Source organism: Pseudonocardia oceani, assembly GCF_019263585.2.
Taxonomy (GTDB): domain Bacteria; phylum Actinomycetota; class Actinomycetes; order Mycobacteriales; family Pseudonocardiaceae; genus Pseudonocardia; species Pseudonocardia oceani.
Window position 1 is genome coordinate 1,693,597 of record NZ_JADQDF010000001.1, and the last position, 15,342, is coordinate 1,708,938.

18 protein-coding genes are annotated in these 15,342 nt (G+C 75.6%); 7 read left to right on the forward strand and 11 right to left on the reverse strand.

The features are described 5' to 3' along the window. The first annotated feature begins 36 nt into the window (after nt 1–36). Together I4I82_RS08330 and I4I82_RS08335 are read left to right on the forward strand one after the other, a co-directional pair. Nucleotides 37–492 carry a DUF2231 domain-containing protein gene (locus I4I82_RS08330; protein ID WP_218595605.1) on the forward strand — a complete coding sequence of 152 codons (456 nt, stop codon included), beginning with the start codon at nt 37–39 and terminating at the stop codon, nt 490–492. Further along, complete coding sequence (locus I4I82_RS08335; RefSeq protein ID WP_225920551.1) at nt 485–1,234, forward strand: FkbM family methyltransferase; 750 nt, start codon at nt 485–487, stop codon at nt 1,232–1,234. The genes I4I82_RS08330 and I4I82_RS08335 overlap by 8 nt, the downstream gene beginning before the upstream one ends. A 3-nt stretch (nt 1,235–1,237) precedes the next feature. Here I4I82_RS08335 and I4I82_RS08340 read toward each other — a convergent pair whose 3' ends face one another. The 6 genes from I4I82_RS08340 to I4I82_RS08365 are packed head-to-tail and all read right to left on the reverse strand — an operon-like array spanning nt 1,238 to nt 5,966. Then, the gene (locus tag I4I82_RS08340; RefSeq protein ID WP_218590183.1) at nt 1,238–1,804 is read right to left on the reverse strand and encodes a histidine phosphatase family protein; all 567 of its coding nucleotides are present in this window, start codon (nt 1,802–1,804) and stop codon (nt 1,238–1,240) included. Beyond that, nucleotides 1,798–2,679: a lysylphosphatidylglycerol synthase transmembrane domain-containing protein gene (locus I4I82_RS08345; protein WP_218590182.1), complete on the reverse strand. Its 882-nt coding sequence runs from the start codon at nt 2,677–2,679 to the stop codon at nt 1,798–1,800. Before I4I82_RS08345 ends, I4I82_RS08340 begins: the two co-directional genes overlap by 7 nt. Before the next feature lie 10 nt (nt 2,680–2,689). Beyond that, nucleotides 2,690–3,514, reverse strand: a complete 825-nt coding sequence (locus tag I4I82_RS08350) for an SAM-dependent methyltransferase (RefSeq protein WP_218590195.1) — start codon at nt 3,512–3,514, stop codon at nt 2,690–2,692. Further along, nucleotides 3,511–4,566, reverse strand: coding sequence for a glycosyltransferase family 4 protein (locus I4I82_RS08355; protein ID WP_226369940.1), 1,056 nt, complete (start codon nt 4,564–4,566; stop codon nt 3,511–3,513). Before I4I82_RS08355 ends, I4I82_RS08350 begins: the two co-directional genes overlap by 4 nt. Then, nucleotides 4,563–4,961 (reverse strand): 6-pyruvoyl trahydropterin synthase family protein, encoded by a 399-nt coding sequence (locus tag I4I82_RS08360; protein WP_218590181.1) that lies wholly within the window; start codon nt 4,959–4,961, stop codon nt 4,563–4,565. The genes I4I82_RS08355 and I4I82_RS08360 overlap by 4 nt, the downstream gene beginning before the upstream one ends. 30 nt (nt 4,962–4,991) lie before the next feature. Next, nucleotides 4,992–5,966 carry an MDR/zinc-dependent alcohol dehydrogenase-like family protein gene (locus I4I82_RS08365; protein ID WP_218590180.1) on the reverse strand — a complete coding sequence of 325 codons (975 nt, stop codon included), beginning with the start codon at nt 5,964–5,966 and terminating at the stop codon, nt 4,992–4,994. Nucleotides 5,967–6,027: 61 nt separating this feature from the next. On the opposite strand from I4I82_RS08365, the gene I4I82_RS08370 reads away from it, so the two are divergent. Both I4I82_RS08370 and I4I82_RS08375 read left to right on the forward strand, forming a co-directional pair. Further along, on the forward strand, nt 6,028–6,696 hold the full coding sequence (locus tag I4I82_RS08370; protein WP_218590179.1) for a CDP-alcohol phosphatidyltransferase family protein: 669 nt from the start codon (nt 6,028–6,030) through the stop codon (nt 6,694–6,696). Next, nucleotides 6,675–8,237 (forward strand): sulfatase-like hydrolase/transferase, encoded by a 1,563-nt coding sequence (locus I4I82_RS08375; RefSeq protein WP_218590178.1) that lies wholly within the window; start codon nt 6,675–6,677, stop codon nt 8,235–8,237. Before I4I82_RS08370 ends, I4I82_RS08375 begins: the two co-directional genes overlap by 22 nt. Here I4I82_RS08375 and I4I82_RS08380 read toward each other — a convergent pair. After that, nucleotides 8,222–9,574 carry an HNH endonuclease signature motif containing protein gene (locus tag I4I82_RS08380; protein ID WP_218595606.1) on the reverse strand — a complete coding sequence of 451 codons (1,353 nt, stop codon included), beginning with the start codon at nt 9,572–9,574 and terminating at the stop codon, nt 8,222–8,224. The two genes, I4I82_RS08375 and I4I82_RS08380, sit on opposite strands and share 16 nt — an antisense overlap. A gap of 139 nt (nt 9,575–9,713) precedes the next feature. Between I4I82_RS08380 and I4I82_RS08385 the strand changes: the two genes are divergently transcribed. After that, nucleotides 9,714–10,757, forward strand: coding sequence for a winged helix DNA-binding domain-containing protein (locus I4I82_RS08385; protein ID WP_218595607.1), 1,044 nt, complete (start codon nt 9,714–9,716; stop codon nt 10,755–10,757). 4 nt (nt 10,758–10,761) lie between these two features. On the opposite strand, the gene I4I82_RS08390 is transcribed toward I4I82_RS08385, so the two are convergent. From I4I82_RS08390 to I4I82_RS08405, 4 genes are all read right to left on the reverse strand, one after another. Next, a complete protein-coding gene (locus I4I82_RS08390; protein ID WP_218593495.1) occupies nt 10,762–11,340 on the reverse strand; it encodes an HAD-IA family hydrolase in 579 nt (192 codons plus the stop codon). Next, the gene (locus tag I4I82_RS08395) at nt 11,337–12,755 is read right to left on the reverse strand and encodes a DHA2 family efflux MFS transporter permease subunit (RefSeq protein WP_218593494.1); all 1,419 of its coding nucleotides are present in this window, start codon (nt 12,753–12,755) and stop codon (nt 11,337–11,339) included. Before I4I82_RS08395 ends, I4I82_RS08390 begins: the two co-directional genes overlap by 4 nt. A gap of 50 nt (nt 12,756–12,805) precedes the next feature. Then, on the reverse strand, nt 12,806–13,042 hold the full coding sequence (locus tag I4I82_RS08400) for a hypothetical protein (protein WP_218593493.1): 237 nt from the start codon (nt 13,040–13,042) through the stop codon (nt 12,806–12,808). Nucleotides 13,043–13,142: 100 nt separating this feature from the next. Further along, complete coding sequence (locus I4I82_RS08405) at nt 13,143–13,640, reverse strand: Lrp/AsnC family transcriptional regulator (RefSeq protein ID WP_218593492.1); 498 nt, start codon at nt 13,638–13,640, stop codon at nt 13,143–13,145. A gap of 109 nt (nt 13,641–13,749) precedes the next feature. Here I4I82_RS08405 and hppD point away from each other — a divergent pair, with 109 nt between their 5' ends. Together hppD and I4I82_RS08415 are read left to right on the forward strand one after the other, a co-directional pair. Beyond that, entirely contained in the window at nt 13,750–14,940 is a 1,191-nt protein-coding gene (gene hppD, locus I4I82_RS08410; protein ID WP_218593491.1) for a 4-hydroxyphenylpyruvate dioxygenase, read from the forward strand. A 70-nt stretch (nt 14,941–15,010) separates the two neighbouring features. Then, nucleotides 15,011–15,292, forward strand: coding sequence for a hypothetical protein (locus I4I82_RS08415; RefSeq protein ID WP_218593490.1), 282 nt, complete (start codon nt 15,011–15,013; stop codon nt 15,290–15,292). Nucleotides 15,293–15,342 lie beyond the last annotated feature (50 nt).

Here is a 15,342-nt window from a genome sequence, read left to right on the forward strand (position 1 = left end):
GTGGACGATGTTCCGCGCGTCCACCACACTGCCGCGGTGCTCACCGTCCTGGGCGTGCCCGCCCACCCGCTCCTCGTCCACGCCGTCGTCGTGCTGCTGCCCCTCGCGACCGCGGGGTCGGTGGCGGTCGCGGTGCGCCCGTCCTGGGCGCGGCCCTACGGCCCGCTCGTCGCGCTCGCCGCCCTGGGCGGGGCCGTGTCGGCCGTGCTGGCGCGCCTCGCCGGCCAGCAGCTGGAGGAGGCCATCGAGATCACCCCGGGCTTCCAGCCGGTGATCGACGAGCACGAGCGCCTCGGCACGCTCACCGTGCTCGTCGCGTGGCCGTTCGCGCTGCTGGCCGTCGCCGCGGTCGGGCTCGCGTGGCGGCGGCGGGAGCGGGCGGCGCGGGTCGCCGGGGTGCTGGCCGCGCTCGCCGGTCTCGTCGCACTCGTCGTCGTGTCGCTGGCCGGGCACAGCGGCGCGGCGGCCGTGTGGGGTGACGTCGTTGGCTGACGCGCCCCTCGCGCGCCTGCGCGGCATCGTCCGCTCGCTCGCGATGTACCACGGCATCCCGGGGCGCCACCGGCGGCTGGTGGCGTTCTACGGGCGGTTCCTCGGTCCCGGCGACGTCGCGTTCGACGTGGGCGCGCACGTCGGCAGCCGCGTCCGGGCGTGGCGCAAGCTCGGCGCGCACGTCGTCGCGATCGAGCCGCAGCCCGACTGCCTGCGCGTCCTGCGCCTGCTGTTCGGCCGCGACGCGGGCGTGACGATCGCGCCGGTCGCGGTCGGGGCGGCGCCGGGCACCGCGCGGCTGGGGCTGTCGAGCGCGACGCCGACGGTCTCGTCGATGTCGCCGGACTGGGTCGGCACCGTCGGGCGCGACGCCGGGTTCTCCCGGGTGCGCTGGGACAGGTCGATCGAGGTCCCCGTGACGACGCTGGACGCGCTGGTGGCCGAGCACGGCGAGCCGGTCTTCTGCAAGATCGACGTCGAGGGCTTCGAGCTCGACGTGCTGCGCGGCCTGAGCCGCCCGGTGCGCGCGCTGTCGTTCGAGTACCTGCCGCCCGCGCACGACGCCGCGCTGGCCGCGCTCGACCTCGTCGACGGGTTGGGTGACTACGCCTACAACTACTCGCCGGTGGAGACCCTGCGGTTCGCCTCCGACGCCTGGCTCGACGCCGACGGCCTGCGCGCGGTGCTCGACCGCCACCGACCGCTCGGCCGCTCCGGGGACGTGTACGCGCGGCTCCGCTGACCGTCAGGAGGGCGAGCTGAAGCAGCCCAGCACGGGGACCGGCGCGCTCGTGTCGATCCGGCACACCGCGGCGTCGCCCAGGAACAGTCGCCACACCGCGGTGTCGCCGACGCCCAGCGCCCACGCCACGGCCGCCTTGATCGGCGAGACGTGGCTGACGACGACGACGTCGCCGCGGGCGGCGTCCGCGGCGAGGTCGAGGCACGCCGCCCGCACCCGCTGCCCCACGGCGGCCAGCGACTCCCCGCCCGGGGGCGCGAAGTCGGGGTCGGTGTGCCAGCGCGACCAGGTGCCGCCGTCGACGTCGGTGGGGACGGCGCCGTCGAGGCGGCCGTAGTCCATCTCGATCCAGCGCTCGTCGACCTCGACGGGGCGCTCCCCCGCGAGCACGGCGGCGGTCTGCCGGGCGCGGCCCAGCGGGCTCGTGAGGATCCGCGCGGGCCGGGGCAGCGCCGCGGCCAGCGCCTGCGCCTGTCGGCAGCCCAGCTCGGTGAGCGGGTGGTCGGCGTGCCCGCAGAGCAGGCCGCGCGCGTTGGCCACGGTCTGGCCGTGGCGCACGAGGATCAGCACGGGACCGGCTCCGGCACGACCGCGCGGCGGGGTGCCCGGGCGAGCAGCACCACCCCGAGCCCGGGCAGGCACGCGATCATGCCGAGCACCCCGTAGACGACGGCGGCGGTGAGCCCCTGCGCCGCGCCGAGGCCGGCCGCGGAGAACGCGACGGCGCCGACGGCCTCGCGCGGCCCCCACCCGCCGACGGTGAGCGGCAGCACCATCGCCAACAGCGACAGCACCAGCAGCGGCAGCAGCTCCCCCACCGGCGCCGTGGCGCCCGCGGCGCGCGCGGCCACGACGAACAGGGCGAGGTACCCGGCCAGCGCCGTCAGCGAGAGGGCGACGACCGCGGGTCCGGTGCGCCGCGCGAGCACCCGGACGTCCGACGCCGCCGCGCCCAGCAGGGCCCGCACCCGCGGCACCCGCCACGCGACGAGGGCCACGGTCCCGAGCAGCGCGAGCCCGGCGCCCAGCGCCGGGAGCAGGCCGCCCAGCAGCACCGGGCGGGCGAGCAGCACCGCCAGCCCCGCGACGACGACCACGACCTGCCCGGCCGTGCGCTCCAGCACGACCGCGCGCAGCCCGCGCCCGTCGTCGCGGCCGTGGCGGACGGCGCGGTGGACGTCGCCGAGCACGCCCGCGGGCAGGACCGAGTTGAGGAACGAGGCCCGGTAGGTGTCGGCGACGGCCGTGCCGAACGGCAGCGCCACCCCCAGCCCCCGCGCAACGAGGCACCAGCGGCCGGCGGCGCACAGCGTCGTGAGCAGGCCGACGGCGAGCGCGACGAGCACCGCGGCGGCGTCGATCGCGGCCAGCCCGTCCACCACGGCGTCGGTGCCGACCCATACCGCGAGCGCGACGAGCACGGCCGCGCCGGCCAGGGTCTTCACAGCGGGACCCTCATCGCGGCACCGCCAGCAGGTCCACGTGCCCGACCGTCACCCGCAGCACCCCGGCGCCCGCGGCGACGAGCCGCCGGCGCAGGTAGCGCCCCGCCTCCCGGTCCAGGTCGGGCCGCTGCTGCACCGCCGCGGCGACCCAGCCGCGCAGCCACTCCTCGGCCAGCGCGGCCTCCCCCGGTCCGAGCCGCCACGGGCTCGGGCGGGTCACGACGGTCATCCCGTGGCGGGCGAGCGCCTCCGCGGCGACAGGCCCGGCGTCGGGCCCGAGCAGGCGCCGGCCGTCGACGGTGCGGCGCTGGTGGGCGTCGAACGCGGCGGCCAGCTCGGCGTCGAGGGGGTCGGGCGGGGAGACCGCGACGTCCCCGCTGACCGACAGCGCGAGCAGCGCCGCACAGCCCGCCCCGGCGCAGGCGGCGGCGAGGGCGTCGACCTCGTCGGCGGTGAGCAGGTCGAGCAGCGCCGACGCGGTGACCAGAGAGGTCCCGGCGAGGTCGGCGGCGCGCAGGGCGGTCAGGTCGCCGCGGCTCGCCTGCGCGTCGACGCCCGGGGGCAGGTCCGCGAGGGCACGGTCGAGCAGGACGGGGTCGCGGTCGTGGAGGACCCACCGCGCCGGAGCCGCCGCCCCGTCGGCGGCGATCCTCGGGGCGATCTTCGGAGCGAGCCACCGCACCATCGAACCGGAGCCGCAGCCCAGGTCGCGCACCACGGCGGGCGCACGCCGGGCGGCCAGCCCGGCCAGCTCCGCCGAGCGTGCGGCGGCGTCGGCGGGCTCGCGCAGGGCGAGCCAGTCGGGCGTGCAGACCGGCGAGCCGACGACGCTCAGACGGGCGTCCCGGCCTTCTCGAGCACGGAGATCAGGCACCGCGAGGTCACCTCCCACCCGGTCAGCTCGCCGCGGCGCGCCCGGGCCCCCGCCCGGAGCTCGGCGCGCAGGTCCGGGAGGTCGAGCCAGCGCGCGAGGGCCATCGCCAGCGCGGGCACCTCGTCGGGCGGCACGAGCAGGCCGGTGCCGCCCAGCGCCGACCGCACCCCGCCGACGTCGGCCGCCAGCACCGGGATGCCGCGGGCCAGCGCCTCGGTCACGACCATCCCGTAGGCCTCGGCGCGCGAGGGCAGCACGAGCAGGTCCGCGGCGGCGAACGCGGCGCCCAGCGGCGCACCGACGAGCGCCCCGGGCATCCGGATGCGGCTGTCGAGCCCGTTGGCGGTGATCATCGCCCGCACGTCGGCGACGTGCACGGGCGCACGCCCGAGCGGGCCGACGAGGTCGCAGGTCCAGTGACGGTCGGCGACGTCGGCGAGGGCGTCGACGAGCAGGTCCTGGCCCTTCGTCGGCGTCACCGAGCCGACGCAGAGCAGCCGGCTCGCGCCGTCGGTGCCGGGCGCGGGCGGCGCCGGGTCGACGCCCGGGGTGACGACCTCGACGTGCGCCAGGTCGTGCTGGGTGCGCAGCCGCTGCGCCGTCCAGGGGCTGGTGGCGACGACGGCCGCCGCGGCCTGCAGCACCTCCCGCTCGCGGTGCGCGAGGTCGGCGGCGCCCACCTCGTCGCCCAGGGGCAGGTGCACGAGCACGACGACCTCGAGGCGCCGCGACTGCGGGACCAGCACGTCGGGCACGCCGCAGGCCACGAGGCCGTCGACCAGGACGGTCGAGCCCGCGGGCAGCCCGGCCAGGGCGCGCTGCAGCGCGCCGCGGTCGGGAACCGATGGCCGCGGCCAGCGTCCGGCCACCGGGACCTGGCGCACGGTCCAGCCGGCCGCGCGCATCCCGGCGACGACCCGGCGGTCGTAGGTGTTGCCGCCGCTGGGGCGGCTCGCGTCGTCGACGTCGGCGGGGACGACGACGTGCACGACGCGCCCCGAGCCCGCGCTCACAGCGCACGCTCGTAGGACGCCCAGGCCACGTGCGACTCGTGCAGCGTGACGGTGACGCCGGCGAGCCCGCGCGCGCCCTCGCCGAGCGCACCGGCGTGCACCCGGTCGGCCAGGCGGTCGGCGACGACCCTCGCCAGGAACTCCGTCGACGTGTTGACCCCGGCGAAGGCCGGGTCGTCGTCGAGGTTGCGGTAGGTGAGGTCGGCCAGTACGGCCTTGAGCTCGGTGCCGGCCAGCCCGATGTCGACGACGATGCCGTCGGCGTCGAGGTCGGGCCGGCGGAACGCGGCGTCGACGACGAACGTCGCGCCGTGCAACCGCTGCGCCGGCCCGAAGACCTCGCCGCGGAAGCTGTGCGCGACCATCATGTGGTCGCGGACCGTGATGCTGAACAAGCGGATGCCCCTTCCCGTGCAGCTGATGACTCAGCCGTAGGTGACACGGACGCAGGGCGCGAACGGTTCACCGGCCGCGAGACGCGGCATCAGTGCGGGCAGATCCTCGAACGGGACGGCGTCGGTGACCAGCGCGTCGTAGCGCGGATCGGCCAGCAGGCGCAGCGCGAGCGCGAGCCGGTCGGCGACGCCGCGGCGCCCACGCCGCGCGGGCGCGACCATCCCCACCTGCGTGCTGCGGATCGCGAGGCGCCGCGCGTGGAACCCGGCGCCCAGCGGCACCGCGACCTCCCGGTCGCCGTACCAGCTCAGCTCCAGCACCTCCCCCTCGACGGCGAGCAGCTCCAGGCTCCGTGCGAGCCCGGCAGCGGTGGCGCTCGCGTGGACGACGAGGTCGCAGTCGCCCGCCGCGTCCTCCGGGAGCGCGAACGGCACGCCCAACGCCTGCGCCACGGCGGCACGCGCCGGGTCGACGTCGACGAGCTCCACCCGCACCCCGGGGAACCCGGCGAGCACCGCGGCGACGCAGCAGCCGACCATCCCCGCCCCGACGACGGCGACCCGGTCGCCGACCAGCGGCGCCGCGTCCCACAGCGCGTTGACGGCAGTCTCCACGGTGCCCGCCAGGACCGCCCGCGAGGGCGGCACGTCGTCGGGCACCACCGTGACCGCGGCGGCCGGCACGACCCAGCGGGTCTGGTGCGGGTGCAGGGCGAACACGGTGCGCCCGCGCAGCGCGTCCGGCCCCTGCTCGACGACCCCGACGGCGAGGTAGCCGTACTTGACCGGCCCCGGGAAGTCGCCGGCCTGGAACGGCGCCCGCATCGCCGCGCGCTGGCTCTCGGGCACCCCGCCCCGGAACACCAGCAGCTCGGTGCCGCGACTGACGCCCGAGACGAGCGCGCGGACCAGCACGTCGCCGGGGCCGGGGTCGGGCAGCACCTCGTCGCGGATCCCGCCGTGGCCCGTACCCGACGACCAGAACGCGCGCGCGCGGTGATCCACCTCGAACCTCCCTGAACCGCAGCGGCGTTCGGACCGTGTCCCTGAGGTGTACACACGTCCCATGACGACCGTAACCCGGCAGACCACGCAGCAGGCCTGCGCGGCCGTGTTCCAGGTCGTCCTGCTCGCCGCGCTCACCGCGACGGTCGGCCTCGGCCCCCTCGGCTGGGCCGCCGGGACCGTGTTCGCCGCCGGGCTGTGGGTCCTGCTCGACGGCGCGGCCCGCCGGGCGGGCACCGACGCCCTCGGGCCCGCCGACCTCGTCACCCTCGCCCGCGCGGCGCTGGCCGGCGGGGTCGCGGCGCTGGTCGTCGACGGGTCGGGGCCGGTCCCGATCGTCGTCCTCACCTCGGTGGCGCTGGTGCTCGACGCCGTCGACGGGAAGGTCGCCCGCCGCACCGGCACCGCCTCGGCGCTCGGTGCCCGGTTCGACATGGAGGTCGACGCGGTCCTGCTGCTCGTGCTCAGCGCGCACGTGGCGACTCTGCTGGGGCCGTGGGTGCTCGTGATCGGCCTGATGCGCTACGCGTTCGTCGCGGCGGCCCGGGTGCTGCCGTGGCTGCGCGGGTCGCTGCCGGTCCGGTGGTCGGCGAAGGCCGTGGCCGCGCTGCAGGGGATCGTGCTGGTGGCCGCCGTGGCGGGGGCCCCGGGGTGGCTGGTCGGGCTCGCTCTGGCGCTGCTGGTGTGGTCGTTCGGGCAGAGCGTGCTGTGGCTCTGGCGTTCCCGGTGACGGCGTTCCCGTTGACGGCGTTCCCGGTGCGCGTCCTGCGCACCGCCCTCGCCGCGCTGGTCGTCCTGGCCGCCCTCGTGGTGCCGCGCGAGCCGCTGGGCCTGCTCGCCCTGCCCGTCGAGGGCCTGCTCGGCGCCGCCCTGCTGCTCCTGCTGCCCGCCCGCGCCGTCCGGCCGGCCGCCACCGTCGTGGGCCTGGCGCTGGGCGCCGTCGGCGTCGTCGCCGTCCTGGACGCCGCGTTCCGCTCGGTGCTGGCCCGTCCGTTCGACCCGCTGCTCGACGCCGCCTCCGTGAGCGCCGGCGTGGAGTTCGTCGCGGGCTCGGCCGGCCCGCTCGCCGCCGCCGGTGCCGTGGTCGGAGCGGTGCTCGTCGCGCTCGCCGTCGTCGTCGGCGTCACGCTCTCGGTCCGCCACCTGGCCGGGATCGCCGTCGCCCACCGCCGCACCGCCGCCCGCACGCTCGCCGCCCTCACCCCCGTCTGGCTGGCGTGCGCCCTGCTCGGTGCGCCCGTCGCCTCGGCCGGTGCGGCCCTGCTCGTCCGCGACCACGCCGTGCAGGTCCGCGACGGCCTCGCCGACGCCGAGGCGTTCGCCGCCGAGCTCGCCGTCGACCCTCACCGCGACACCGACGGCCTCCTCTCCGCGCTCGCCGGAAAGGACGTCGTGGTCGCGTTCGTCGAGAGCTACGGCCGCGACGCCCTCCCCCTCGTCGCCCCCCAACTCGCCGCCGGCACCGCGGGCCTGGAGGCCGCCGGCTTCGCCTCCCGCTCCGGCTTCCTCACCTCGCCCGTCGTGGGCGGGAACAGCTGGCTCGCCCACGCCACGTTCCTGTCGGGCCTGCGCGTGCACGACCAGCGTCGGTACGCGGCACTCGTCGAGAGCGACCGCACGACTCTGACCAGCCTCTTCGGCGCCGCCGGATGGCGCACCGCCGGCGTGATGCCCGGTACCACCCGCGAGTGGCCGGAGGCCGCGTTCTACGGCTACGACACCGTGCTGGACCACCCCGCCCTGGCCTACCGCGGCCCCGACCACGGCTGGGCCACCGTCCCCGACCAGTACACCCTCGCCGCCTTCCAGCGCGCCGAGCGCGACCGGCCCCACGAGCCCCTGATGGCCGAGATCGCGCTGGTCACCAGCCACGCCCCCTGGGCCTACGTCCCCCCGGTCCTCGACTGGGCCGCCGTCGGCGACGGCTCGGTCTACGCCGACGTCCCGCCCGGCCCCGCCGAGTACGGCGGCGCGATCGCCTACTCCCTCGACAGCCTCGTGTCCTGGGTCGAGACCTACGGCGACGACGACCTGGTGCTGCTCGTGCTCGGCGACCACCAACCGTCGGCCGCGGTGACGGGAGCCGGCGACACCGCGGACGTCCCCGTCTCCGTGATCACCCGTGACGAGGCCGTGCTCGACCGCACCGACGGCTGGGGCTGGACATCCGGCCTGCGCCCCGACGACGCCGCCCCGGTCTGGCCCATGGAGTCGTTCCGCGACCGCTTCCTCACGGCCTTCTCCACCGAGCCCGATCACCCGGCCCGGTAGGCCTCGGTCCGGTAAGGCTCGGTCCGGTAGGGCTCGGTCCGGTAGGGCTCGGTCCGGTAGGGCTCGGTCCGGTAGCGGTGCCCGGTCGGGGTGGTCCATTCCAGGGCGCGGTCGGGCCCGAGTTCGGTCTGCCAGCCGGGGTGTTCCTTGAGGTCGTGGTGGGCGGGGCAGAGGGTGACGAGGTTGTCCTCGCCGGTGGTGCCGTCGGGGTTCCAGGGGATGACGTGGTCGAGTTCGCAGGTGGCGGCGGGTTGTCGGCAGCCGGGGGCGCGGCAGGTGATGTCGCGGGCGCGGATGTGGTCGGCGAGGGCGGCGGGTGGTCGGTAGGTGGTGCGTCCGTACTCGAGGACGGTGCCGGTGAGGGGGTCGGTGACCAGGCGGCGCCAGACGGAGTCGGCGGCGATCTCCCGGGCCAGTGGCGCGGGGATCGGGCCGTAGCCGACGAGCTCGCAGGGGGCGTCGTCGGCGCCGGTGAGTGTGGAGTGCGGGACCAGCACGGTGATGAGCGGTTTGCCCGGAGTGACCGGGACGACCGCGACGGTGTCCGAGGCGGCGGGGTCGCGCAGGACCAGCCGCCCGGTGAGGACGGCGGCGAGCAGGTCGGCGCGGCGCTGGTCCAGGGTCCGTGGGTCGTCGGCGCCGAGGCCGCGGGCGAGCCGGGTGAGCCAGGCGTAGGACGAGGCGGCGTCGGGGGCGGTGAGGCGGGCCCAGAGGGTGGCCATGCCGTCCTCGCCGGCGAACACGTCGACGCGCCGTTCGGCGCGGGCGGCCCGGTGTCGTGACGCGGCGCCGTCGGGGTCGAGGGCGAGGATCGCGCGGCGTAGGGCGGCGTCGAGCTGGGCCCAGGTCTGCCCGGGCGCGGCGGGCAGCACCCGTTCCTGGACGGCGGCGGTGAGGGTGTCGTCGAGCAGGGCGAGCCGGTCACAGACGAGACGAGTCCGGGACCAGCACAGCCGGCCGGCTTCGAGCAGGTCGCGGGTGGGGCGGAGCACTCCGGAGAGTCGCCGGGCCTGGGCGAGTCGCACCTGGGCCGATCCGCGGGACACGGTGAGCGCCATCCCGATCTCGTCGGAGGCCCACTCCCGCAGAGGGACAGCACGCACGGACCCGTCGCCGGGCCGCTGCTGGAACTCGGCGAGCACGGCGGTCTGCCGGGCGGCAGCCCAGGCAGCGAGGCGCTCGAACCCGACAGCGGCATCGACGAGCTCGGCGTCGGACAGCGAGCCGACGGACTCGGTGGCGAACTCCAGCTCGAGCCCGAACAGTCCGGACGGCGCGGTGTTGCCCAGTGTCTGCTCGGGCGCATCGGGCGCCTCGAGCACATCGGAGTCGAACATGTGTTCGATGCTAGCACCCTGATCAGGAGAAATCCACACTGGACCGGGGGCTTCGAGGGCAAGGGCGACCCGGACCGCAGGCGCCCGCCGGGGCGCCGAGAACCGGAAGCGCCGCGGCAGCACATGCCAAGGTGACCCCATGCCCGACAGGCACCTGAGCTGGCACCACCTGAACAGAGCCCTACTCACCCGCCAGCACCTCCTGACCAGAACCCACCACGACCTCAAGACGACGGTGGAGGACGTAGGAGGACTCCAGACCCAGTACAGCCCCTCGGCCTACACCGGCCTCTGGTCCCGGATGAGCACCTTCCGGAAGAGCGGCCTGACAGAAGCCCTGATGAGCGGCGAGATCATCCAGAGCTGGGTCATGCGCTGCACCATCCACATGGTCTCCGCCGCCGACCACCCGCGACTCACCGAAGCCGTGAGGGAGCACCGCCGACAGCTCTGGCACCGCACCACGAAGATCGACGTGGACATGGACGCCGTCGCGACCACGGTCCGGGAAGCGCTCCAGGACGGTCCGAGGACCCAGGCCGAGCTCGTCAAGGTCATCGAAGGGGCAGGTCACCCCAAGGAGGCCTTCTCCGGCGCCCAGCTCTGGATCGACCTCGTCCGCGTCCCCCCGGCCGGCACCTGGGACCGCCCCCGCGCCCACGTCTACGGCCTGGCCACTCCCCCGCCCGCCCCCGTCGACCGGGAGCAGGCCGAGGAGCACCTCGCCCGCCGCTACCTGGGCGGCTTCGGCCCCGCCACCCCCGGCGACCTGGCCCGCTACGCCGGCTGGTCGATCACGTTCACGAGGGGCGTGCTCGCCCGCCTCGCGCTCCGCACGTTCCGCGACCCCGACGGCGCCGTGCTCGTCGACCTCCCCGACGCCCCGCTCCCCGACGCCGACGTTCCGGCACCGGTCCGGTTCCTGGGCACCTGGGACGCCGTGCTGCTGCTCGGCCACGCCGTCCGCGCGGGCCTGCTGCCGCCCGAGTACCGGCACCACGTGTTCCACACGCGCAAGCCGCAGTCGGCGCCCACGTTCCTCGTCGACGGCCGGGTCGCCGGCACCTGGCGCTGCGCCGAGGACCGGATCGAGGTCACGCCGTTCGAACCGCTGACGACCGCCGTCCGCGAGGAGGTCGGGGCCGAAGCCGAGCGGCTCGCGACGTTCCATGTCGACGGTTGAACGATCAGCGGCTGAGCCACTCCCGCGCGTGCTCCACGCCGACCCACACGTGCGCGTCCCACCCGTGCGCCCGGGCCGCCTCGACGTTCTCCGCCTTGTCGTCGAGGAACACCGTCTCTCCCGGCCCCAGCAGCGCCGACGCGCGCGCGAACAGCTCCGGGCCGGGCTTGCCCACGCCGAGGTCGCAGGAGAACACGAGCACGTCGAACGGGTCGCTCCACGCCGCCGCCCGCACCGCGGACGCCAGCGGCGCGGGCGCGTTCGACAGCAGCGCCAGCCGGTCGCCCGCCGCCGCCCGCTCCGCCACCAGCGCCGCCTGCTCGTCGGGCAGCACGGACCACCGCGCGGCGTCCCGCCGTTCCAGCTCCGCCATCAGGTCCGGGTCGGCCTCGCGGCCCCACGCCCCCAGCACGCCGGTCCAGTACTCCGACGCCGCGCCGCCCAGGTCGTAGGCGCCGCGCCCGGTCCAGAAGCCGGAGAGGAACTCCGCCTCCGCCAGCCCGAGCCCCTCGCCGACCACCGCGTGCAGCGAGCGCGTCGGCACCAGGACGTCGCCGACGTCGAACACGATCGTGCGCGTCACTCCACCGCGGCCTTCCGCGGCGCCACCAGCAGCGACGTCCCGATCGCGAGCAGCGAGATCACGGCCGCCGTCAGGAACGCGACCCGCACGCCGGCGGCGTCGATCGCCCCGCCGGACGCCGACGCCAGCGTCATCACCGTGACGAACAGCGCCGTGCCCGCCGCCCCCGCCACCTGCTGCAGCGTCGTGATGATCGCGCTGCCGTGCGAGTAGAGCGTGGTCGGGAGCGCGCTGAGCGCGTCGGTCATCAGCGGCGTGAGCATCACCGCGATGCCCGCGCTGAGCACGACGTGCGCGGCGACGACGGTCCACAGCGGCCCGCCGACCAGCGCCGTGAGCAGCCACAGCGCCGCACTGAGCACCACCGCGCCCGGGATGACGAGCGGGCGGGCGCCGATGCGGTCGTAGGTGCGGCCGACGACCGGCCCGAGCAGGCCCATCACCAGGCCGCCGGGCAGCACGACCAGCCCCGTGACGAACGGGTCGGTGCCGAGAACCTCCTGCAGGTAGAGCGGCAGCAGGATCAGTGCGCCGAACAGGGCCATCATGCTGAGCACCACGAGCACGACCGAGACGACGAACGAGCGGTGCGCGAACGGCCGCAGGTCGAGCAGGGCGCGGTCGTCGCGCTGCAGGCGCCGCTGGCGCGCCACGAACACGACCATCGCCACCGCCCCGATGACGATTGGGATCCACGGCGGCACCGCGGCCCCGCCGCGCGCGGCCTCGCCGATCGCGCTCAGGCCGTACACCAGCCCGCTGAACGCGATCGCGGAGATCAGCACCGACGGGACGTCGAGGGGGACCTTCCGCGTCTCCACCGGCACCTGCAGCAGCGACGCCCCCGCGACGAGCGCGACCAGCGCGATCGGCAGGACGATCCAGAACATCCAGCGCCAGTCGAGCGCGGAGAGGATCAGGCCCGAGATCGTCGGGCCGACGGCGGGCGCCACCGCGATGACGATCGAGATCGTGCCCATCGTGGACCCGCGGCGCTCCGCGGGAACGAGCGTCATCACGGTCGTGAACAGCAGCGGCACCATCACCGCCGTGCCGACGGCCTGCACGATCCGGCCCGTCAGCAGGACCTCGAAGCCGGGCGCCAGGCCCGCGATCAGCGTGCCGAGGCTGAACAGCGTCATCGACGCGACGAACACCTGCCGCGGCGTGAACCGCTGCAGCAGGAAACCGGTGACCGGGATGACCACGGCCATCGTGAGCAGGAAACCGCTGGTCAGCCACTGGGCGGTGCTCGCACTGATCTGCAGGTCGGCGATCAGCACGGGCAGTGCGACGCTCATGATCGTCTCGTTGAGGATCATGACGAAGGCGGACCCGACGAGCAGGCCGATCGCGAGACCCACGCGCGTGACCGGCGCCGCCGGCTTCTCGAGACCGACGTTCGTGCCGGACATTCTTGTTCCCCCTGGTTCCGGCGGCCGGACGGCGCCGCCGTGACCCGAGCTTAGGCGGATCCGTCGGCCGGGCGCAGCCGCAATGCGGAAGGCAGGGGATGGGCGGCGTTCGCGACCTCCAGGCCGACGAGGAGCTCCTCCAGCCGCCCGGTCAGCCGCTCACGGACCACAGCGGGGCCGTCGCGGGCCACGGCGCGGTCGCCGTCGACGTCCAGCAGCGGCGCCGGGCCGATGAGGGTCGTCTGCGGCGCGGCCGCGGGGATCGGGGCCGCGGTCGACGACGCCACCCCGACCGAGCCGCTCGGCGTCGCCCGGTCCGACGCGACCCCGTCGGCCGCGACGACGACCGGGCACGCGCGCGGACGACCCGGACGAGCGCGGCTGACCTCACGACCTCCGATAGGCCGGTGCCCGTGACGGCCCCGGGCGGGTGCGCCGCTCCAGCAGCGGCAGGGTCCGCCGCTCCACCACCGTCGACAGGATGACCACGCTCGTCGAGCGGGCCACCGTGCCCGACCGGTTGAGCAGCAGCAGCGTCTCCTGCAGGTCCTCGTGCGACGCCGCGCCGAGGCGGCACAGCACGTCCGACGCGCCGGTCGTGGCGTAGGCCTCCAGCACCGCGGGCAGGGCCGAGAGCTCGGCGGTCACGTCGTCGAGCGCCCCCTGCGCGATCTCCAGGGTCACGAAGGCCTGCACGGGGAACCCGGCCGCGGTGACGTCGACGTCGGGGCCGTAGCCGGTGACCACACCGTCGCGCTCCAGGCGGTCGAGCCGCGACTGCACCGTGCCCCGGGCCACGCCGAGCGTGCGCGACAGCTCCAGCACCCCCGCGCGGGGGCTGTCGTGCAGCGCGCGGAGCAGGTCGACGTCGAGGGCGTCCAACATGGGCGGACTGTACAGCCGATTACGGCCGCCAGGGGTTGATCTGTCCAGTACGAGCAGCTCCCGGAGGGCCTGTTGCGCACTGCCCGTCCGAGGGGCTGTCATGGTGCCCATGAGCCTCGACGCGACCCTGACCAGCCAGGAACGCCTGGCGGAGCTCGATCTGGAGCAGCTGCGGCGGCTCGTCGGGCTCGTCGACCACGACCCGGCCACCGACCCGTTCCCCGTCACCGGCTGGGACGCCGTCGTGTGGGCTGTCGGCAACGCCACCCAGGCCGCACTGCACTACCAGGCGGTGTGGGGCATGGAGCTGGTCGCCTACTCCGGCCCGGAGACGGGCAACCGCGACCACCACGCCTACGTCCTGCGCTCGGGCGCCGTGCGGTTCGTCGTGAAGGGCGGCGTCGACCCGGCCTCGGAGCTGCTCGACCACCACCGCCGCCACGGCGACGGCATCGTCGACATCGCCCTCGAGGTGCCCGACGTCGACCGCTGCATCGCCCACGCCCGCGCCCAGGGCGCGACCGTGCTCGTGGAGCCGCACGACGTGTCCGACGAGCACGGCACCGTCCGCACCGCCGCGATCGCCGCCTACGGCGACACCCGGCACACCCTCGTCGACCGCTCCCGATACACCGGCCCGTACCTGCCCGGCTACGTCGCCCGCTCCGGCGTCACGGCCGGCTCCCGCCTGTTCGAGGCGCTCGATCACGTCGTCGGCAACGTCGAGCTCGGGCGCATGGACGAGTGGGTGTCGTTCTACAACCGCGTCATGGGCTTCACGAACATGGCGGAGTTCGTCGGCGAGGACATCGCCACGGAGTACTCCGCGCTGATGAGCAAGGTCGTGGCCAGCGGCAACCACCGCGTGAAGTTCCCGCTGAACGAGCCGGCGGTCGCCAGGAAGCGCTCGCAGATCGACGAGTACCTGGAGTTCTACGGCGGCCCCGGCGCGCAGCACCTCGCGCTGGCCACCAGCGACATCCTGGCCACGGTCGACGCGCTGCGCGCCCGCGGCGTCGAGTTCCTCGCCACCCCGGAGTCCTACTACTCCGACCCGGAGCTGCGGGCGCGCATCGGGCACGTCCGCGTGCCGATCGAGGAGCTCGCGAGCCGCGGCGTCCTGGTCGACCGCGACGAGGACGGCTACCTGCTGCAGATCTTCACCAAGCCCCTGGGCGACCGGCCGACGGTCTTCTTCGAGCTGATCGAGCGGCACGGCTCGCTGGGCTTCGGCGCGGGCAACTTCCAGGCGCTGTTCGAGGCGATCGAGCGCGAGCAGGCCCGTCGCGGCAACTTCTAGCGCGATCCGGGATCGGCGTCATCCCGTTGTGAGACACCGCGGGCGGCCGCGCTTCGCTAGGTTGCCGCCCATGGACGACGTACTGCCGATCCTGGAGAAGGTGCCGTTCCTCGTGGACGCCCAGCTCTGGGAGATCGCCTCCCGGTGCCGGATCTTCCGTTCGCGCGCCGACGGCGAGGACCAGACCGTGGAGCTGGAGCTCAGCCGGGACACCGCCGGGAGGTGGATGGTGGTGGCGCGCGACGAGGAGCGCGACCTCACCGCGCAGGGCGTGCCCATGCCCGGGCTCAACGGGGCGATCAACATGGTGCCCTGGTACCTGCTCGACGACCCGGTGGCCGCCGCCGACTGATCCCCACACCCGCGAACGACAGGAGCCCGCCACCCCCGAGGGGGTGACGG